This window comes from Streptomyces sp. NPDC044063 (genome assembly GCF_056434285.1).
Genome location: NZ_JBWKFM010000022.1, coordinates 74,036 through 93,415, shown reverse-complemented (window position 1 = coordinate 93,415; position 19,380 = coordinate 74,036). Strand labels below are relative to the sequence as shown.

Sequence of the window (19,380 nt, the reverse complement as noted above, 5' to 3'; positions counted from 1 at the left end):
CAACGCGGCGCGTGCGGAAAGAGGTGCGGGCGTGAAGAGTGTGAGCGTGGCCGTGATCGAGGCGGCGCGGGCCGGGGACACGGCGGCACAGGACGAACTCGTCTCCACCCACCTGCCGTTGGTCTACAACATCGTCGGCCGGGCGCTCAACGGCCACGCGGACGTCGACGACGTCGTCCAGGAGACCATGCTCCGCGTGATCAACGGCCTGGACGGGCTGCGCGATCCGGGGAGCTTCCGCTCCTGGCTCGTGGCGATCACCATGAACCAGATACGCAGCCACTGCCGGGACGCCCGCCCCGAGGCGCCCGTCAGTGGTCTTCAGGACGTGGTCGGCGAGGTCGCCGACCCCGAGGCCGACTTCGTCGACCTCACCATCGTGCGACTGGGCCTGCAGGGGCAGCGCAAGGAGGCCGCCGAGGCCACGCGCTGGCTCGACGAGGGCGAGCAGGAGGTCCTGTCGCTGTGGTGGTTGGAGGCCGCCGGCGAGCTGTCCCGCGCCGAGGTCGCCACCGCGCTGGAGCTCACCCCCCAGCACACCGCCGTCCGCATCCAGCGGACCAAGGCCCAGCTCGACATCGCCCGGGGCGTGGTCCAGGCCCTCGCCGCCCACCCCCGCTGCCCGCAGCTCGCCGAGACCACCGCCACCTGGGACGGCGTCCCCTCCGCGCTGTGGCGCAAGCGCGTCGCCCGCCACGTGCGCGGCTGCGGCCGCTGCACCGGCGCCCTGGCCGTGCTGGTCCCGGCCGAGGGGCTGCTCGTCGGCCTCGGCCTGGTGCCGGTCGGCGGTGCGCTGCTGGCCTGGTGGAGCGGGCGCTCCGGCGCCGCGCTGTCCGCCCAGCCGGTGGCGCACGCGATGCCGGCCGGCGGCCGGGCGCACGCCCGCCGCGCGGGAGGCCACGGCCGCCGCGCCGGCGGGGGCCACGGGCGCGGCGCGGCCCGCCCGAACCGGACGACCCGGCGCGTGGCGATCGGCGCGGGCGTGCTGGCGCTCATCACCGGCGCCGTCCTCGGCGGCGCCCAGCTCTTCACCAGCCCCTCCGACGCGACCGTGAAGACCGAGGCGGACGCCGCCACGACCGACCTGAAGCAGCTCAACGCCGCCGACCCGTCGCCCCTGTCGCCCACCCCCTCGCAGTCCGCCAAGCCCAGCGCCTCGGCCTCGGCGAAGCCCTCGCCCAGCGCCTCGTCGCCCTCCGCGAAGCCGTCGTCCGCCTCGCCCAGCGCGTCGGACGACTCCCCCGAGCCCGCCGCGACCCGGGCCACCCCGCGCAAGACCAAGGCCCCGTCCGGCGGTGGCGGCGGCCCGCTCGCCCAGCAGGTCATCAACCTCGTCAACGCCGAGCGGGCGAAGGCCGGCTGCTCGCCCGTGACCGAGAACAGCCTCCTCGACGCCGCCGCCCAGGGTCACTCCGACGACATGGCCGCCCGCGGCTTCTTCGACCACACCAACCCCGACGGCAAGGGCCCCGGCGAGCGCATCACCGCCGCCGGCTACCGCTGGAGCACGTACGGCGAGAACATCGCCTACGGCCAGCAGGGCGCCGCCTCCGTCATGGACTCGTGGATGAACAGCTCGGGCCACCGCAAGAACATCCTCAACTGCTCCTTCAAGGAGATCGGGATCGGCATCAACAACGCCCCCGGCGGCCCGAGGTGGACCCAGGTCTTCGGGGCGCGCTAAGCCGCCGGCCCGCCGTTCCCGCGCTGTTCGCCGCTCCCGTCCGCCGGCCGTCGCCACGGCCGGCGGGGCAGCCGGCGGGGCAGTCGGCGGGACAGCAGGCCGGCCGGTACGAGCAGCAGCCACCAGTACTTCCCCGCGGTGGGGCTGACCAGGGCCACCGGGACGGACGTGGCGAAGACGGCGGTGAGCCGGAGGTTGGCGGACAGCAGCTCCGCGACCTGCCCCGCGGAGGCATCCGGCGCCCGCAGCGGCCCGGGGGCGCGCAGCCGCAGGGTCATGACGGTCATCAGCGCCCCCGTCAGGGCGATGGCGGCGGCGTAGACGACGGTGGCCTCCGCCGTCTGCCCGTACGCGCTGAGCAGCCGGGTGGGGAACGGCAGCGCGGCCAGGACGGCCAGCAGCAGGAGCTCCAGCCGGACCGTCGTCCGGTCCAGCGCCCCGATCAGGCTGAACAGCCGGTGGTGGGCGAGCCACAGCAGCCCGACGACGGCGAAGCTGAGGAGATAGGCGTAGACCTTCACCAGCGCCTCGCCCAGCGCGTGGCCCAGCCGTGCCGCGTCGAGTCCCTCCGGCACCTGGATCTCCAGGGCGAGCAGCGTGATCGCGATCGCCGTCACCGCGTCGGCGAACGCCAGCAGCCGGTCCTTGTCCATCGCGTACGCGTCGCGTGCCACGCCGGGAAGCGTCGGCACGGTGACGGGACGTCATGCGCGGCCCTCCGGTAAACCGCCCGATCGGACGGACCGGGCGGCGCCCCCGCCCCGCCCGGCCTCACCGCCCGCGCCGGGCGCCGCCCTTGAGGGTGGCGCGGAGGTATTCGCGGTTCATCGTGCCGATCGCGGTGAGGGGTATGCCCTTGGGGCAGGCGGTGGCGCACTCGCCGGTGTTGGTGCAGCCGCCGAAGCCCTGGGCGTCCATGGCGTCGACCATGCCCAGCACGCGCGACTCCCGCTCCGGGGCGCCCTGCGGCAGCGCGTTGAGATGGACCACCTTGGCCGCGGTGAAGAGCATGGCCGAGCCGTTCGGGCAGGCGGCCACGCAGGCACCGCAGCCGATGCACTCGGCGTGCTCGAACGCCAGGTCCGCCACCGGCTTGGGCACCGGCGTGGCATGGGCCTCGGGGGCCGAGCCGGTGGGCGCGGTGACGTAGCCGCCCGAGCCGATGACGCGGTCGAAGGCCGAGCGGTCGACCACCAGGTCCTTGATCACGGGGAAGGCGGCGGCGCGCCACGGCTCGACGTCGATGGTGTCGCCGTCACGGAAGTGGCGCATGTGGAGCTGGCAGGTGGTGGTGCGCTCGGGGCCGTGCGCACGGCCGTTGACGACCATGCCGCAGGCGCCGCAGATGCCCTCGCGGCAGTCGTGGTCGAAGGCGACGGGATCGTCGCCGGCGAGGATCAGCTCCTCGTTGAGCTGGTCGAGCATCTCCAGGAAGGACATGTCCTCGCTGATGCCCGAGACCTCGTAGGTGGTCATGGCGCCGGCGTCGGCCGCGTCGCGCTGGCGCCAGATGCGCAGGGTGAGGTTCACGCGTAGCTCCGCTGGGTGGGGTGGACGTACTCGAAACGCAGGTCTTCCTTGTGCAGCACGGGCGCGGCCCCGGGGGCGGTGAACTCCCAGGCGGCCACGTACGCGAACGCGTCGTCCCGCCGCGCCGCCTCCCCCTCGGCCGTCCGGCTCTCCTCGCGGAAGTGGCCGCCGCAGGACTCGTCGCGGTGCAGCGCGTCGAGGCACATCAGCTCGGCCAGTTCGAGGTGGTCGGCGACGCGGTTGGCCTTCTCCAGCGACTGGTTGAGCTCCTCGCCGGAGCCGGGCACCCTGATCCGCCGCCAGAACTCCTCGCGCAGCCGCGGAATCCGGTCCAGCGCCTTGCGCAGACCGCTCTCCGTGCGGGACATGCCGCACTCGTCCCACAGCAGCTCGCCCAGCTCGCGGTGGAAGGACTCGGGGGTGCGGTCGCCGCGGGCCTCCAGCAGCCGGCGCAGACGGTCCGTCACCTCCGCGACCGCCCCGGTCACCGCGGGGTGGTCCGGCTGCACCTCGTCGTGGGGGTGGCGGGCGAGGTAGTCGTTGAGCGTGGCGGGCAGTACGAAATAGCCGTCGGCCAGGCCCTGCATCAGGGCGGAGGCGCCGAGGCGGTTGGCGCCGTGGTCGGAGAAGTTGGCCTCACCGATCGCGAAGAGACCGGGCACCGTCGTCCGCAGGTCGTAGTCCACCCACAGGCCGCCCATCGTGTAGTGGATGGCCGGGTAGATGCGCATGGGCGTCTCGTACGGGTTCTCCGCCGTGATCCGCTCGTACATCTCGAAGAGGTTGCCGTACCGGGCCTCGACGGCAGCGCGGCCCATGCGGGCGATCGCGTCGGCGAAGTCCAGGTAGACGCCCTGGCCGCCGGGGCCGACGCCGCGCCCCTCGTCGCAGACGTTCTTGGCGGCGCGGGAGGCGATGTCGCGCGGGACGAGATTGCCGAAGGAGGGGTAGACGCGCTCCAGGTAGTAGTCGCGCTCGTCCTCGGGGATCGACGCGGGCGGACGGGTGTCGCCCTTCGCCCGGGGCACCCAGATGCGGCCGTCGTTGCGCAGCGACTCGCTCATCAGCGTCAGCTTGGACTGATGGTCGCCGGAGCGCGGGACGCAGGTGGGGTGGATCTGGGTGAAGCAGGGGTTGGCGAAGTACGCGCCGCGGCGGTGGGCCCGCCAGACGGCGGTGGCGTTGGAGTTCTTGGCGTTGGTCGAGAGGTGGAAGACGTTGCCGTAGCCGCCGGTGGCCAGGATGACGGCGTCGGCGAGGTGGACGCCGACGTGGCCGGTGACCAGGTCGCGCGCGACGATGCCGCGGGCCCGGCCGTCGACGACGATCAGGTCGAGCATCTCGGTGCGCGGGTGCATCTCGACGTTCCCGGCGTCGATCTGGCGGCTGAGCGCCTGGTAGGCGCCGAGCAGCAGCTGCTGCCCGGTCTGCCCGCGGGCGTAGAACGTCCTGGACACCTGCACGCCGCCGAACGAGCGCGTGTCCAGCAGCCCGCCGTACTCCCGGGCGAAGGGCACGCCCTGGGCCACGCACTGGTCGATGATCTCCACGGATATCTGCGCCAGGCGGTGGACGTTGGACTCGCGGGCGCGGAAGTCGCCGCCCTTGACGGTGTCGTAGAAGAGGCGGTGGACCGAGTCGCCGTCGTTGCGGTAGTTCTTGGCCGCGTTGATGCCGCCCTGCGCGGCGATGGAGTGGGCCCTGCGCGGCGAGTCCTGGTAACAGAACTGCACGACGCGGTAGCCCTGTTCGGCCAGGGTCGCGCCCGCCGCGCCGCCCGCGAGGCCGGTGCCGACGACGATGACGGTGTGCTTGCGGCGGTTGGCGGGGTTGACCAGCTTCGCCTCGAAGCGGCGGCGGTCCCAGCGCTCGGCGATCGGGCCGCCGGGGACCGCGGTGTCGGTGAGCGGCTCACCGGTGGCGTAGTGGAGGTACTCGCTCATCTCAGCTCACGACTCCCGTCAGGACTCCGAGGGGTACGGCGATGAAGCCGCAGGTCAGCAGGGCGGCCAGGGCATTGGCCACGATCTTCAGCGCCCGGTCGCGACGGGCGGAGGCGGCGCCCAGCGTCTGCGCCGCGCTCCAGAAGCCGTGCCGGATGTGCGCTCCGAGCGCGAGCATCGCGGCGATGTAGAAGGCGGAGACGTACCAGCGGTCGAAGGACGCGACGAGGTTCTCGTAGGGACGGCCCTCCTGTGCGTTGGGGTTCACGTCGAGGGTGGTGAAGTCGAGGATGTGCCAGACGACGAACAGCGCGAGGATCACCCCGCCCCAGCGCATCGTGCGGGTGGCGTAGCTCGCCCGGCGCGGCGGCCGGTGCGCGTACTGCGCGGGGCGCGCGGCCCGGTCGCGGCGGCTGAGCTGGTACGCGGCGACGCCGTGGAGGACCACCGAGGTGCCCAGCACCACCCGGGCGAGCCACAGGAACCACTCGCGGTGCAGGAACGGCTCGCCGATCGTGCGGATCCAGTGCCCGTAGTGGTTGAACTCCCCGGCCCCGAAGAAGACCTTGAGGTTGCCCATCATGTGGGCGACCAGATACGCCAGCATGATCAGGCCGGTGACGGCCATGACCGCCTTCTTGCCGACGGTCGAGCGCCACACGGAGCGGATGAGGGACGGAGGTGGGCCCGTCCGGGTCGCCAGTGCCATGCCGCCGACGCTAGGGCGGCGGCCCTCGATGCGTCCAAGACATGAACGAGCTCGTTTCCATAGGCATCTCCTATCCAGGCTCCCTTCCGCGTGGCTATCGTGGCCGGGTGCAACTCCAGCAGCTCCGCTACTTCGCCACGGTCGCCGAGGTCCGGCACTTCACCCGGGCCGCCGAGGCGCTGCACGTCGCGCAGCCCTCGCTGTCCCAGCAGATCCGGGCGCTGGAGCGGGAGCTGGGCGCCGAGCTCTTCCACCGGGCCCGGGGCAACATCACCCTCACCGACGCCGGCGAGGCCCTGCTGCCGCTCGCCCGGCGCATCCTGGCCGACACCGAGACCGCGCACCGCGAGGTGCAGGAGGTCGCCCGGCTGCGGCGCGGCCGGGTCCGGCTCGGCGCCCCGCCCAGCCTGTGCGCGAGCCTGGTGCCGGACGTGCTGCGCGCGTACCACGCGCGCTACCCCGGCATCGAGCTGCATGTCGACGAGGGCGGTTCACGGGACCTGGTCCGGGCCCTGGCGGACGGCGGGCTGGACCTGGCGTTGATCATCACCCCGCTCGGCCCCGGCGCCCCGGCGCTGGAGACGACGGAGCTGCTGAGGGAGGACCTGGTGGTGGTCTCGTCCCCCTCCGTCCCGGCGCCCGTTTCCGGGAGCGTTATTCGGGTGGATGAGCTGCGGGACCTGCCGATGGTGATGTTCCGGCGCGGCTACGACCTCCGGGAGATCACCACCGCCGCCTGCCGGGAGGCGGGCTTCGACCCGTCGTTCGTGGTCGAGGGCGGCGAGATGGACGCCGTCCTGGGGTTCGTACGGGCAGGGCTCGGAGTGGCCGTCGTGCCCGGGATGGTCGCGGCCCGTTCCGGACTGCGCGTCACCCCGTTCGAGGGGGAGCGGATGCGCCGGACCGTGGCCGTCGCGCACCGCAAGGACGCCGCACCGCCACGCGCGGCGCGCGAGCTGCGGCGGGTGCTGCTGGAGCACCTGGAGGCGGAGCGTCTCAGCCCTGGGACGGGCCGGTGTCCTGGGACAGATCGGCGTTGACGATCGCGCGGAGCGCGGCGAGATGGGCGTGGTAGGCGGCGCGTCCCTCCTTGGTCAGGCGCAGCCACACCCGCTGCCGGGTGTCGCGTACGGCCCGGCGCTGCTCGACGTAGCCGGCGTCGGACAGGACCGTGACGTGCTTGCTCAGCACGGACGGGCTCACGCCCAGCGTGTCGCGGATCACGGCGAACTCGATCTCCTCGACGGCGTCCAGCGCGGCGCAGATGCGCAGCCGGTTCGGCGCGTGGATCGTCTCGTTGAAGCCGTCCTCGGGAGCGGTCACTCTGCGGCTATGCCCTTCGTGCGGGAGGTCTTGTCCTGTCCCAGGATGCCCGTTCCGATGGCGACCAGCAGGGCGGCGGGCACCCAGACCCAGGGCATCCCGGCCTGTCGCTCGATGACGAGCGCGGCGACGTAGACGCCGAGGCCCAGCGCCGCTCCCGTGGCCATCTGGCGCTTCGTCACCGGCGTCATACGGTGCATCACGCCCATCCGGCGCACGCTGAGCACCAGGAAGACCATCATGCCCGCGAACACGACGCCGACGGCGACGAGGTCGAAGGGGTCGGGCACCAGATTGGTGAGGAATATCGCCATCACGAACGCGGACAGCGAGGGCTGATACCAGCGCGGAGGGGGGATCGCGCCGACGGCGGCCTGGGCCTCCTCGGCCAGTGCCAGGGCCTGGGCGGCGCTCTCGGGGGTGGGCATGGACGGGCCTGCGGGCCGCGGGTTCTCGGTTGCCATGACGGAAAGTGAACCACGCTGTTTCCGTCATGGCAACCGTAGAGTTTCCGCTGTGGAAAACCGTGGAAGACTATCCGGGGAGGGCGATCCCCACCCCCGCGAGCGCCGCCCCCACCCCGCACACCACGCTCGCGGCGGCGTTGAGGACGGCGTACCCCCGCGCCCCGTCCTCGGCCAGGCGCAGGGTCTCGTAGGAGAAGGTGGAGTACGTGGTCAGCGCGCCGCACAGCCCCGTGCCGAGGAGCAGCCGCACATGCTCGTCCGGCGCCAGGCCGCCGGTCAGCAGGCCCAGGACGAAGGAGCCCACCACGTTCACCGCGAACGTCCCCCATGGGAAGACGGAGTCGTGCCGGGACTGGACGAAGCGGTCGGTGAGGTAGCGCAGCGGAGCGCCGGCCATGGCGCCGGCGACGACGAGGAACCAGTTCACGAGGACGCCGCCCCCGGCGGGTTCCCGGCGCCCGTGTTCCCGGCGCCCGTGTTCCCGGCCCCCGTGCTTCCGGACCCCGCGCTCCCGGGCCCGGTGCTCCCCGGCCCGGCGATCTCCACCCGGTCCAGGACGACCGGCCCCGCGCCCTCCCCGGTCAGCTCGCGCAGCACCGGAAGGAAGGCCCGCACACGCTCGGCCGTGTCCACGATCACCACGGCCACCGGCAGGTCCTCGCTCAGGGAGAGCAGCCGGGAGGTGTGGATCCGCGACGACGCGCCGAACCCCTCGATGCCGCGGAAGACGCTCGCGCCCGCCAGCCCGGCCGCGTGCGCGCGATGGACGATCTCGGAGTAGAGGGGGCGGCGACCCCGTCCCGCCGGCCCCGCCACCGTGTCGGACTCGCCGACCAGGACCGTCAGCCGCAGCCCCTCGTGCGTGCCGAGGCCGTCGTACGTGCCGGTGCCGGTGCCGGTGTCGGTGTCGGTGTCGGCGTCGGCGTCGTTGTCCTCGCCGACGCCGCCGGGCTCGGGACCCGCGGCGCTCATCGCGCCCTCCGGGCCGTCAGCCGGCGGGTCGCCGCGGCCGCCGCCCACACCGCCGCCATCGCGGCGGCGAGCGTCGCGACCGCGTACGCCGCCGCCGTCCCGGCGCGGCCGTGGCGCACCAGCTCCTCGATGTCCACCGCGTAGGTGGAGAACGTGGTGAAGCCGCCGAGCACGCCCGTCCCCAGGAACGGCCGGGCCAGCCGGTGCGGGGTGCCGGCCTCCGCGATGGTCACCAGCAGCACCCCGATCAGCGCACAGCCCACCGCGTTGACCAGCAGCGTCGTCCAGGGGAAGGCGCCGTCCGGCGTCGGCAGGAGCAGCCCGGCGGCGTAGCGGGCGACGGCCCCGATCGCCCCGCCGAGCGACACGGCGCAGACGACCGGCCCCTGACCCGGCGTCCCGCGCCGTCGCACGGGCGTGCCCGGCCCGCCGGTCCGGGCCACCGCGCCCGGCTGTGTCGTACCCATCGGCGTCGTACCCATCGGCGTCGTGCCCATCCGTTCAGGCTAGCCCCGCTCCGGCGGCCCTCAGGCCACCGGTCCGGCCACGGTGGCCAGGCACGCCTCCGCGCGGTCGGCGTCCATCAGCCAGTCCTGGTAGCCGGCCGGGTCCGCGAAGCCGTTGACGTAGCGGTGGGCCAGCTGGGGATGGCGCGCGGCCGCCGACAGGACGTGCTGGACGTGCTCGGGGAGCGGCGCGTCCAGCACCATGTTGGTGAAGGCCGTGGTGTGCCGGGCGTGCTCCCACCAGCCGGCGAACGTCCCCTGCATCCACGCCCGGTCGAAGGGCCGGTCCCCGCGCTCCAGCACCGACGCCAGATAGCGCCCGGCGCAGCGGGCGGCGTTGTTCGACCCCTGGCCGGTGATCGGGTCGTTGAGGACGACCGCGTCCGCCATGCCGAGGACGTGCGTGCCCGGGGCGACCTCCGCGACCGGATGCCGCACCACCGGCGTCAGTCCGCCGGTCAGCCACGCCCCCGGGTCCGTCGGCTCGGCACCGGCGAGCAGGTCGTGCTCCCACGGGGCGTACGTCCGCAGCAGCTCCCGCGAGCGCAGTAGGGCCGCGTCCGGCCCCGCGACGTCGCCCCAGCAGTCGAAGGGTCCGCCCGGGTGCCCCTCCCACAGCAGGATCGAGCAGGGACCGGAGCCGGTCAGCGCCGGCATCACGAAGAACTCGCCCGCCTCGGGGAAGCCCCACATCCGCAGATAGGAGGGCGGCAACCCGGGGTCCGGGGCGGCACCGTGCACATAGACGCAGGCGAGGACGCGCTTGGGGCCGGCGTACGGGCTGTGCCGGTCGTCGCGGCCGAAGACCTGCCCGAGCGGGCCGTGCCCGGCGGCCACCACGGTCAGCTCGTGCCCGGTGGCCAGCGCCGCCAGGTCCTCGGGGGCGATCTCCCGGTACTCCACCCGCCCGCCGCGCCGCTCGAACAGCTCCAGCCAGTGCGCGGTCTTCACCCGCTGGTCGACGGACTGCGCGGGCTCGTCGAGGGGAGCGGTGATGGCCCGCTCCGGGACGGGGACGCCGGGCGGGTCGACCGGGCCGATCCGCAGGCCGTCGACGCGGGGCGCCGCGTCGTCCCAGAGGTTCAGACCCGCCGCGCGCTCCAGGGCCAGCGCCGGCCCGTACATCAGCTGGGTGGACATCACGCGGCCGCCCCGCACGCCCTCGGGGGTGCGCGCGGAGACCACGGTCACCTCGTAGCCGCCGGCCGCCTGCAGTCCCAGGGCCAGTTGCAGCCCCGCCTGGCCCGCGCCGACGATCGCGATCCTGCGCATGGTTGCCTCCGAGAAACCGGGTTCCGTGGCTCGTCCCCGATGTAACCCTCCACGGCGCACGCTGTACAGACGGCACGCGAGTGGCGCGCCGGCGGTCACCCGGGCTCCGGCGACGGCCCGGGTACGGCCTCAGGGGCGACGGGAGGACGACGGGAGGACGAAGGGAGGACGACGAGGGGATGGCAGGAAACCGGCGCTTTCGGCGCGCCGGGCCGGGGTAGTCGTCAGGCCGGTCACCCACAGCCGCGCTCCGCTGCCTCGAACCGGCGGGACACGCCGGGAAACGCCGGAAAGCGGCGGGAGAACGCCGAGAACTTCGGCCACCCGCCCGTCGGGGCCGGAGACGGCCGCAGCCGATCCATGGAGATACACGATGACGCAGCAACCCCAGCCGCCCCATACGGTGGCTCCTCGCACGGTGTCGCCCCGGCTCCAGCGGGCGAGAATGCTCGACCGGGTCGAGGAGCGGCTGCGCACCGTCCTCGACGACGCGCACCGCCGCTGGCGCACCGCGGACGCGCGCGGCGCCGGGCTGGTCGAGGCCCTCGCCGAGTTCGTGACCGCCGGCGGCGACCGCGCCCGCCCCCTCGTCTTCCTCACCGGCTACCTCGCGGCCGGCGGCGACCCCGACGCGCCCCGCGCCGTGGACACCGCGGTCGCGCTCGAACTCCTCGACACCTGCACCCTCATACGGAGCGACGTCCGCGACAACGCCGCCCTGCGCCGGGGCATGCCCACCCTCCACGTCAGCCGCGCGGCCGAGCACGAGAGGGGCGGCTGGGCGGGCGAGGCCCGCCGCTTCGGCGAGTCCTCGGCCACCCTCGCCGGCGACCTCGCCCTCGCCCACGCCGACCGGCTCATGGGCCCGCTGCCCGCCGAGGCGCGCCGGATCTGGGACGACCTGCGCACCGAGCGCGCGATCGGCTCGTACAGCCATCACGCCATGGCCGCCGAATACCTGGAGGACCCCTGGCCGGGCCGCTGTGTGACCGGCTGCGACCTGGGCTGTACCGCCGGGTGGTACGCCCTGCGCCACCCGCTGCGGCTGGGCGCGGCGCTCGCCGGGCGGCCGGACCTCGACGGCCCCTACGAGGCGTACGCCCGTCCGCTGCACGCCGCCTGGCGGCTGCGGGGGTTCCTCGACGGCGGCCCGGAGTACGCGTGGGACGCGCAGCTGCTGCGGGACCTCCTGCTGGAGCCGGAGGAGCGGGACGTGGCCGAGGAGCTCATCCAGGAGCTCGTCGAGCGCGCCTGCCGCACGGCGGAGTCGCTCACCCTGGCCGCCGGCTGGGGCGAGGAACTGGCCGCCTTCGCCGACCGGGTGGCGTCACAGCAGGGGTGAGCGACCGCCGGCCGCCGACCGCCCACCGGCGGTCGGTGCGCCCCGTCCGCCCGGTCGCCCGTCGCCCTCAGGCCGTCACGGCGATGGCCGTCACGATCAGGCCGTCGCGCACCAGCCAGCGGCCGCTGAAGCCGGACAGCCGGTTCCCGGTGGCCGCGCGCAGCGGCTCGGGCGTGAGCAGCCGTGCCGTGAAGGTCCCCGAGAGCGCCGACGGCCCCGAGAGCCCTGCCGGCCCCGAGGGCCCGGAGGCCGCCGTCCCGGGGTCCACGTCGAGCACGGCGTCCTCGAAGTCCAGCCAGAGCCCGGTGAGCGGGAACCACGCCTTGTAGACGCTCTCCTTGGCGCTGAACAGCAGCCGGTCCCAGCACACGCCGGGCCGCTCGGCGGCCAGCCGCGCCAGGGGGCCCCGCTCCTCGGGGCGCGTGACGAGGTCGCGCACCCCGGCGTTCGGCAGCGGCAGGTTGGGCTCGGCGTCCAGCCCCACGGTCAGCATGTCGCGGGCGTGCGCGACGGCCGCGGCGCGGTAGCCCTCGCAGTGCGTCATGCTGCCGATGACCCCCTCGGGCCACCCTGGCGCGCCGCGCTGCCCGGGCAGGATGGGCGCCGGGGCGATGCCCAGCCGGCCCAGCGCGGTGCGGGCGCAGGCCCGTACCGTCGTGAACTCCCTGCGCCGCTTGTCCACCACCTTGGTCAGCAGCGCCTCCTCCTCGGGGAAGAGCGCCGGAGGGTGGTCCGGGTCGCGGAAGGACTCCTCGTACGCGACCGCCGGGGGCAGCAGCGCGCCGATCATCTCCGCGGGCCGCGCCCCGGCCGTCTCGGCCGGCCGCGGGCCGGTCTCGGTCGTCTCAGCCTGATGCACGGAAGGAACCCTGCCAGCCCCGGGGCGGCCCGGAAACCCCTATCTCCGCGCACCGGTGCGAAAGGGGCGCCACTGGGGCGATGTGAGGGGGCGTCACCCGGACGCTTCACGGACGAAACCTTTGCGACGTCCAAACGTTGATCCGGGCTCCCGGCCGTCACCGACCGGGTGCTCGTCCCGTACGACCAAGCAAAGGTGTCTCCCCATGTCACGTATCGCCAAGGCAGCAGTCATCACCGCCGCCGTGGGCGCCACTCTCGCCGGTGTGGCCGGCGGCGCGGTCGCCGACTCCGGAGCCAAGGGTGTGGCGGCAGGTTCCCCCGGTGTCATCTCGGGCAACGTCATCCAGGTCCCGATCCACCTGCCGATCAACCTCTGCGGCAACACGATCGACATCGTCGGTCTGCTGAACGCCGCCTCCGGGAACGTCTGCGTCAACAGCTGACCCAGGCGCCCATGTGTATGGCGCCCCCGACACCGAGTCGGCGGGCGCCATACGCCGTTTCGCCCCCCTTGCTGATCATTACTTTGTGTATATATGCAATTTCATGGGGAGGTGTGTAGGCGAGGGGGGCGGACATGGGGGCTGGTGGTTCTGCATCGGAGAGGGCTCAGGAAGCCCGGCGGCACGAGCGCGAGCTGCGCGAGCAGCTGCTGGCCGCGCAGCGCGAGGCCCGGCGGTGGGAGGCGGCGAGCGAGGGCGAGCGCAAGGTGGCGGCCCAGCTGCTGATGCTCACCCGGCGCGGCTGGCGGCTGCTGGTGGACCGGCGGTGGCCGGGCACGCGCGCGGCCAACGTCGACATGCTGCTGGTGGGACCCGGCGGGGTCTTCGTCATCGACGTCAAGAACTGGCGGGCGGCGCCCGGAGCCGACGACGGCCATCTGACGGCCGGCCGCCAGCGGCGGGACGGCGAGATCGGCAAGCTCCTGGCGGTGACGCGGGTGGCGGAGGCCGCGCTGGCGTCGATCGGACTGTCGCCGGTGGCGGTCCGGCCGGTGATGGTCTTCGCGGGCCGCTCGTTCGACGGCTCGCTCGACCGCGTACGACTGCTGGGCGAGCGGGAGGTCGGCCCGGCACTCCTGGCGGAACGCACCCGGCTGGAGGCGGCCATGGTGCGGAAGGTCGCCGATCACCTGGAAGTGGTGTTCCCGGCGTACGAGGGGTCGAGGGTGCCGGAGGCCCGGCCCGCGGCCGCGGAGGCGGCCACCACGGAGACGTCCCTTGAGGACGCGCCCTCCGGCGACAGTGACGCGCTCTTCGACATCGCGCGCCTGCGCGACGCGGCCCTGGAGTCCGCGCGCCGGGCGCCGATCGAGCGGTGGATGACCTTCCTGCACCCCGAACAGGTGGCCCTCGTACGGCGCAACTGGTCGGGCCCGGCGCGGGTCAGCGGTCCGGCGGGCACCGGCAAGACGGTCGTGGCGCTGCACCGCGCCGCCCACCTCGCCCAGCGCACCGACGGGCGGATCCTGTACGTCACCTTCGCCAGCAACCTGCCGCGCGTGCAGAGCACGTTCCTGCGGACGATGTCCCCGGCGGTCGCCGACCGGGTGGAGTTCCGCAGCCTGCACTCGTGGGCGCGCAAGTTCCTCTCGGAGCGCGGTATTCCGCACCGGCTGCACGGCGGACGGGCGGAGGACGCCTTCAGCAGGGCCTGGGTCCGGCGCGGCCGGCCCAGCGTCCTGGCGACCCTCGACCCGTGCCCGCGCTACTGGCACGAGGAGATCGACTGCGTCATAAAGGGGCGCGGCATCACGGGCTTCGAGGAGTACGCGACGCTGCGGCGCCAGCGGCGCCGGGCCGCGCTGCGCCGCTGGCACCGCGAGGCGGTCTGGGCGCTGTACGAGGAGTACGAGCGGGTCCGCACCGAGCGCGGGGTGCACGATTTCAACGACATCCTGGGCCTCGCCCTCGCCGAGGCCCTCGCCCGGCCGGGCCGTTCCCCCTACGCGGCGGTGATCGCCGACGAGGTGCAGGACCTCACGCTCGTCGGGGTGCGGCTGCTGCACGCGCTCGTCGGGGACGCCCCCAACGGCCTGCTGCTGGTGGGCGACGGCCAGCAGGCCGTCTACCCGGGCGGGTTCCGGCTCTCGGACGCCGGCATCGACGTCCGCGGGGACCGCGGGCAGGTGCTGCGCACGAACTACCGCAACGGCGCGCGCATCCTCGGCGCCGCCCTCGCGGTGGTGGCCGACGACGCCTTCGACGACATCGACGGCTCCCGTCTCGCCGGCCGCCGCGACGTCGACCCCACCTGCCCCGGCGGCCAGGTCACCCGCTCCGTCTCCGGTACGCCCGCCGAGCACGACGAGGCCCTGCTGGCGGCCCTGCGCACCCGTGGCGAGGCGTCCTGGCCCGACTCCGCCGTGCTCTGCCGCTGCCGCCGCGAGACGCTCCACTACCAGCGGCTCCTGGGCCGGGCGGGCATCCCCCTGTGCTCCCTCGAACGCTACGACGGCCGACCGGTCGCCGGCGTGAAACTGGGCAGCTACCGGCGGGCGAAGGGGCTGGAGTTCAAGCACGTCTATCTGCCGGTCCACGAGCTCCCCCCGCCCGCGTCGGCGGCGGACGACGACATCGCCCTCGAACGCGCGGAACTCGCCCGCACCCAGCTGTTCGTGGCGATGACCCGTGCCAGGGACACCCTCTGGCTGGGCTCGGTCGCGCCGGGCGCGCGGGGCACCTGAAAGAGGCCGTAAGGACGCCGGAAAGACGGAACGCCCCTCCCGGAGGGGAGAGGCGTGGTGTGGTGCGCGAGCGCCCCCGGCAGGACTCGAACCTGCGGCCAAGCGCTTAGAAGGCGCCTGCTCTATCCACTGAGCTACGGGGGCCGGTGTGTGGCGGTCGCGGACGGCTGAAGCCCCGGGCTCGGTGGTGCCGTGACCTTGCCGGGGACAAGGATAGGGCTCCGCGTACCTCGTCCCGGTTGCTTCACCTCCGTGACACGATGTGGAGGTTCGGTGAAGCGGTCCTGATAATCGCAGGCAGGTGCGAATTTCGCATCGTTTTTGACGCGTTCGGTGCCGGGTGTTGTGCACTCGTTATGCCTGGGCCTCTTGCGCCACGCCTCGCGCGCCAGGGGTTATACGCTTCAAAAACACACCAGAATTGGGCATTCTGCACGTGTGGCGACCTTGGACGTACGGCCCCGACTGCTTGACGCGCTGTCCGCACTGCGTGACCGCGTGGACGCCGCACGCTTTCCGCTCCCCCTCCCCGGCGCGGCTCGCGCCCGCCGGAACCGGGCCGAGCTCCTGGCGCAGCTCGACGACTACCTGGTGCCCCGCCTGTGCGCCCCCGAGGCGCCACTGCTGGCCGTCGTGGGGGGATCCACCGGTGCGGGGAAGTCCACCCTGGTCAACTCGCTGGTGGGCCGCCGGGTCACCGAGGCGGGGGTGCTGCGGCCGACGACCCGTACACCCGTCCTCGTCTGCCACCCGGACGATCATCACTGGTTCGCCGGATCACGGGTGCTGCCCCGGCTCCAGCGCGTGTGGGTGCCCATGCAGGAGTGCGCGGCCGCGGCGTACGAGGCGGAGGTGCTGGACGACGAGGCGGCGGAGGCGCTGGAGCACGAGCCGTTCGCCCTGCGCATCGAGACCGACCGCGCCCTGCCGCGCGGGCTGGCCCTGCTGGACGCGCCGGACATCGACTCGCTGGTCGAGCACAACCGCGACCTCGCCGCCTCGCTGATCTGCGCCGCCGACATCTGGGTGCTCGTCACCACCGCGACCCGGTACGCCGACGCGGTGCCGTGGCACCTGCTGCGCACGGCCAAGGAGTACGACGTCACGCTGGTCACCGTCCTGGACCGGGTGCCGCACCAGGTGGCGGTCGAGGTCTCCCGGCAGTACGACGCCATGCTGGAGAGCGCCGGCCTGGGCGACGTGCCCCGCTTCACCATCCCCGAGCTGCCGGAGTCGGCCGACGGCAGCAGCGGCCTGCTGCCGGCCACCGCCGTCGCGGGCCTGCGCGCCTGGCTCACCCAGCGGGCCGAGGACCCCGCGGCACGGACGGTGGCGACCGCGCGCACCGCGCGGGGCGTGCTGTCCTCGCTGGGGTCGCGGTTGCCCGGGCTCGCCGGGGCCGCCGCGGTGCAGCACGCGGCGGCCGTCCGGATGGCGCAGTGCGTGGAGGAGGCGTACGGGCGCGCGGTCGAGCGCGTCCGGCGCGAGATCGCCGCGGGGGAGGCGCTGGCCGGCGACGCGCTGACCCACTGGCGCGGGCATCCGCACGACAGCACCCCCGACGAGCTGCTGAACGCGCTCACCGGTTCCGTCATCGCCCTGCTGACCTGCGCGGCCGACGCGGCGGACGAGGAGGTCGAGGCGGCCTTCGGCGGCGACCCGGCGGCCGGCGCCGCCCTCGCGCCCCGCGACCCGGACGGGGCGGGAGGCAGGGTCGGGGTCGCGGTGCGCCGGTGGCGGCGCTGTCTGGAGGAGATCGCCCAGGAGGAGGTGCGGGCGGCCGAGCGCGACCGCGGCAACGAGGCGGAGAAGACCGCCGCGCTGCTGGCGGCGGCGCTGCTCGGCGGCGGCCGGGCGAGCACGGCCGGGGACACCCTGGCCCGGACGCTCGGGGCGGCCGCCGCGCTGCGGCTGCGCGACCGGGGCGGCGAGCTGCTGTCCGACTGTCTCGAACGGGTCCTGGAGAGCGAGCGGGAGCGCAGGACCGCCCCGCTCGAATCCCTCGACCTGACCCCCGATCACCAGGTCGAACTCATCGCGGTGCTGTCCCTATTGCAGAAGGAGAGATGACCGCCGTGGCGTCAGCAGACGAGGTGGGCCGCTTCTGGAACGACGGTCTGATCGCACGCCGCGGCCGGCCGGACGCCGGCCCGCGGGCGGTGGCCGAGGCCGAGCACCCGGTGCCGGTCGCGCGCCCCCCGGCGCCCCCCGGCCCGCGGGCGACCACCTCGCCCGCCGGGCAGGCCCTGCGGCCCCGGCTGGACGCGCTGCGCGAACTGGTGGGCCTCTCCCGGGCCCGCCTGGACCGGCGCACGCTCGCCGAGGCCGGCCGGGTGCTGGAGGAGGCCGCGGCCCGCCACCGGCACGCGCTGGACCTGACGGTGGTGGCCATCGCCGGGTCCACCGGCAGCGGCAAGTCGTCCCTCTTCAACGCCCTGGCACGGGCCCAGCTGTCGGAGGCCGGGGTGCGCCGGCCGACGACCGCGCTGCCCGTCTCGTGCGCCTGGACCGACCGCGCGGACGGGCTGCTGGACCGTCTCGGCATCCCCGCCCGGGCCCGCCGGCAGCCGGTCCGGCCGTACGACCCGGCGCTGGGCGGGCTGGTGCTGCTGGACCTCCCCGACCACGACTCGGCGGCGCCCGGCCACCGCGAGCAGGTCGAGCGGCTGCTGGGGCTGGTCGACGCGGTGATCTGGGTGGTGGACCCGGAGAAGTACGCCGACGCGGTGCTGCACGAGCGCTATCTACGGCCTCTGGCCGGCTACGCGGAGGTCATGTTCGTCGTCCTCAATCAGGTGGACCGGCTGTCGGCGGACGCGGCCGACCAGGTCCTGGACGACCTGCGGCGGCTGCTCGACGAGGACGGGCTCGCGCTGGGCGAGCACGGCGAGCCCGGCGCCGCCGTGCTGGCGCTGTCCGCCCTCACCGGGGAGGGGGTCGGCGAACTCCGCGAGGCCCTGGGCGTGTTCACCAGCCGCCGGAGCGCGGCGGAGCTGCGGCTGACCGCCGACGTGGACGGGGTGTCGGCGCGGCTGCGCGCGGCCTACGTGGCCGAGGGGCGGCCGGGGCTGACGGAACGGGCCCGGCAGGAGTTCGAGGACCGCCTGGCGGAGGCGGTGGGCGCCCAGGCCGCCGGGCTGTCGGCGGAGCGGGCCTGGCGGCGGGACGCCGAGCGGGCGTGCGGCACGGCCTTCAAGCGGGTGCGCGGCTGGCACGACCGGCTGTTCCTGGGCGCCCGGGCGCGGGGCACCGACGACGACACCGTGCCCGGCGGCTGCCTCGCGCCGCCGCGCCGGACCGCCTCCCGGCCGCTGGTCGAACGGGCCGTGCGGGCGCTGGCCTACGAGGCCTCCGCCGGGCTGCCGGACCCCTGGGCGCAGGCGGTGCGCGAGGCCGCGGCCCGGGGCGCCGAGGGGCTGGCGGAGGCGCTGGACGAGGTGGCGGCGGTGGCGGCCGAGACCGCGGCGACGTGCGCGGGCGGCACGGCGCGCGGGGTGCGGCCCCGCTGGTGGGCGGCGATCGCGGCGGGCCAGGGGGTGCTGCTGGCGATGCAACTGCTGGGCGCGGTCTGGCTGGTGGGCACGGTCACCGGCGACTTCGGCGGGCCGTGGTGGCTCCCGGCGGAGCTGCTGGCGGGCGGCAGCCTGGGCGGCCCGGTCCTGGCGTGGTGCGGCCGGATCGCGGCGCGGGGGCCCGCGCGGGGCCACGGGCTGGAGACGGAGCACCGGCTGCGCGGCGCGGCGGCGGGGTGCGGGCGGGCCAGGGTGCTGGAACCGGTGGCGGCCGAGCTCCTGCGCTACCGGGAGGTGCGGGCGCAGTACGTGATCGCGGCGGGCGAGGCGTAGGCCCCCGGAGGCAGGCCCCCGGAGGCAGGGCCCCGGAGGCAGGCAACCGGAGGCAGGCAACCGGAGGCAGGCGCGCGAAGGCAGGCACCCGGACGCGGGCCCCCGGAGGTCGTTCACCCTCATGGGTGAGGCGGTTGTCCACATGCGGGCGGCCGTCCACAGGCCCGCGCGGCGTCCGGCGGACCCGGGCACGATGAGGGCCGGGACGACACCGCGGGCGGATGCCGCGGGTCGGTGACG

The 19,380-nt window shown here is 74.6% G+C and carries 18 protein-coding genes and 1 tRNA gene; 7 read left to right on the top strand and 12 right to left on the bottom strand.

The genetic code is table 11. The features are described from left to right. Window positions 1-31: 31 nt before the first annotated feature. Entirely contained in the window at window positions 32-1,684 is a 1,653-nt protein-coding gene (locus AC07BS_RS24840) for a sigma-70 family RNA polymerase sigma factor (RefSeq protein ID WP_478934542.1), read from the top strand. Here AC07BS_RS24840 and AC07BS_RS24835 read toward each other — a convergent pair. The 4 genes from AC07BS_RS24835 to AC07BS_RS24820 all read right to left on the bottom strand — a co-directional run bounded on the left by AC07BS_RS24835 (window position 1,681) and on the right by AC07BS_RS24820 (window position 5,866). Next, a complete protein-coding gene (locus AC07BS_RS24835) occupies window positions 1,681-2,358 on the bottom strand; it encodes a TMEM175 family protein (protein ID WP_478934540.1) in 678 nt (225 codons plus the stop codon). The two genes, AC07BS_RS24840 and AC07BS_RS24835, sit on opposite strands and share 4 nt — an antisense overlap. Before the next feature lie 97 nt (window positions 2,359-2,455). Then, window positions 2,456-3,214 carry a succinate dehydrogenase/fumarate reductase iron-sulfur subunit gene (locus AC07BS_RS24830; protein ID WP_478641733.1) on the bottom strand — a complete coding sequence of 253 codons (759 nt, stop codon included), beginning with the start codon at window positions 3,212-3,214 and terminating at the stop codon, window positions 2,456-2,458. Further along, window positions 3,211-5,157, bottom strand: coding sequence for a fumarate reductase/succinate dehydrogenase flavoprotein subunit (locus tag AC07BS_RS24825; RefSeq protein ID WP_478934538.1), 1,947 nt, complete (start codon window positions 5,155-5,157; stop codon window positions 3,211-3,213). The genes AC07BS_RS24830 and AC07BS_RS24825 overlap by 4 nt, the downstream gene beginning before the upstream one ends. 1 nt (window position 5,158) lies before the next feature. Then, window positions 5,159-5,866 (bottom strand): succinate dehydrogenase cytochrome b subunit, encoded by a 708-nt coding sequence (locus AC07BS_RS24820; RefSeq protein WP_478641730.1) that lies wholly within the window; start codon window positions 5,864-5,866, stop codon window positions 5,159-5,161. 107 nt (window positions 5,867-5,973) lie between these two features. Between AC07BS_RS24820 and AC07BS_RS24815 the strand changes: the two genes are divergently transcribed. Continuing rightward, on the top strand, window positions 5,974-6,906 hold the full coding sequence (locus tag AC07BS_RS24815; RefSeq protein WP_478934536.1) for a LysR family transcriptional regulator: 933 nt from the start codon (window positions 5,974-5,976) through the stop codon (window positions 6,904-6,906). Here AC07BS_RS24815 and AC07BS_RS24810 read toward each other — a convergent pair. The 6 genes from AC07BS_RS24810 to AC07BS_RS24785 all read right to left on the bottom strand — a co-directional run bounded on the left by AC07BS_RS24810 (window position 6,863) and on the right by AC07BS_RS24785 (window position 10,406). Further along, window positions 6,863-7,189, bottom strand: a complete 327-nt coding sequence (locus AC07BS_RS24810; protein ID WP_478641728.1) for a transcriptional regulator — start codon at window positions 7,187-7,189, stop codon at window positions 6,863-6,865. The two genes, AC07BS_RS24815 and AC07BS_RS24810, sit on opposite strands and share 44 nt — an antisense overlap. Continuing rightward, window positions 7,186-7,653, bottom strand: coding sequence for a hypothetical protein (locus AC07BS_RS24805; RefSeq protein WP_478641726.1), 468 nt, complete (start codon window positions 7,651-7,653; stop codon window positions 7,186-7,188). Before AC07BS_RS24805 ends, AC07BS_RS24810 begins: the two co-directional genes overlap by 4 nt. Window positions 7,654-7,723: 70 nt before the next feature. Next, window positions 7,724-8,083 carry a fluoride efflux transporter CrcB gene (gene crcB / locus AC07BS_RS24800; RefSeq protein WP_478641724.1) on the bottom strand — a complete coding sequence of 120 codons (360 nt, stop codon included), beginning with the start codon at window positions 8,081-8,083 and terminating at the stop codon, window positions 7,724-7,726. Further along, window positions 8,080-8,508: a DUF190 domain-containing protein gene (locus AC07BS_RS24795; RefSeq protein WP_478934564.1), complete on the bottom strand. Its 429-nt coding sequence runs from the start codon at window positions 8,506-8,508 to the stop codon at window positions 8,080-8,082. Before AC07BS_RS24795 ends, crcB (AC07BS_RS24800) begins: the two co-directional genes overlap by 4 nt. Window positions 8,509-8,624: 116 nt before the next feature. Further along, a complete protein-coding gene (gene crcB, locus AC07BS_RS24790; RefSeq protein ID WP_478641723.1) occupies window positions 8,625-9,125 on the bottom strand; it encodes a fluoride efflux transporter CrcB in 501 nt (166 codons plus the stop codon). A 30-nt stretch (window positions 9,126-9,155) separates the two neighbouring features. Then, window positions 9,156-10,406: a styrene monooxygenase/indole monooxygenase family protein gene (locus AC07BS_RS24785; RefSeq protein WP_478934533.1), complete on the bottom strand. Its 1,251-nt coding sequence runs from the start codon at window positions 10,404-10,406 to the stop codon at window positions 9,156-9,158. Between the two features lie 373 nt (window positions 10,407-10,779). On the opposite strand from AC07BS_RS24785, the gene AC07BS_RS24780 reads away from it, so the two are divergent. Then, entirely contained in the window at window positions 10,780-11,748 is a 969-nt protein-coding gene (locus AC07BS_RS24780) for a polyprenyl synthetase family protein (protein ID WP_478934531.1), read from the top strand. A 67-nt stretch (window positions 11,749-11,815) separates the two neighbouring features. Here AC07BS_RS24780 and AC07BS_RS24775 read toward each other — a convergent pair whose 3' ends face one another. After that, window positions 11,816-12,538 carry a 4'-phosphopantetheinyl transferase family protein gene (locus tag AC07BS_RS24775; RefSeq protein ID WP_478934563.1) on the bottom strand — a complete coding sequence of 241 codons (723 nt, stop codon included), beginning with the start codon at window positions 12,536-12,538 and terminating at the stop codon, window positions 11,816-11,818. A gap of 274 nt (window positions 12,539-12,812) precedes the next feature. Between AC07BS_RS24775 and AC07BS_RS24770 the strand changes: the two genes are divergently transcribed. Then, the gene (locus tag AC07BS_RS24770; RefSeq protein WP_478641719.1) at window positions 12,813-13,052 is read left to right on the top strand and encodes a chaplin; all 240 of its coding nucleotides are present in this window, start codon (window positions 12,813-12,815) and stop codon (window positions 13,050-13,052) included. A gap of 134 nt (window positions 13,053-13,186) precedes the next feature. After that, window positions 13,187-15,295: a nuclease-related domain-containing DEAD/DEAH box helicase gene (locus AC07BS_RS24765; RefSeq protein WP_478641717.1), complete on the top strand. Its 2,109-nt coding sequence runs from the start codon at window positions 13,187-13,189 to the stop codon at window positions 15,293-15,295. Between the two features lie 71 nt (window positions 15,296-15,366). Here AC07BS_RS24765 and AC07BS_RS24760 read toward each other — a convergent pair. Continuing rightward, window positions 15,367-15,439 (bottom strand) — tRNA-Arg (locus AC07BS_RS24760). Between the two features lie 303 nt (window positions 15,440-15,742). Here AC07BS_RS24760 and AC07BS_RS24755 point away from each other — a divergent pair. After that, on the top strand, window positions 15,743-17,365 hold the full coding sequence (locus AC07BS_RS24755; RefSeq protein ID WP_478642134.1) for a dynamin family protein: 1,623 nt from the start codon (window positions 15,743-15,745) through the stop codon (window positions 17,363-17,365). Then, complete coding sequence (locus tag AC07BS_RS24750; RefSeq protein ID WP_478934529.1) at window positions 17,362-19,140, top strand: GTPase; 1,779 nt, start codon at window positions 17,362-17,364, stop codon at window positions 19,138-19,140. Before AC07BS_RS24755 ends, AC07BS_RS24750 begins: the two co-directional genes overlap by 4 nt. The last annotated feature ends 240 nt before the right edge of the window (window positions 19,141-19,380 follow it).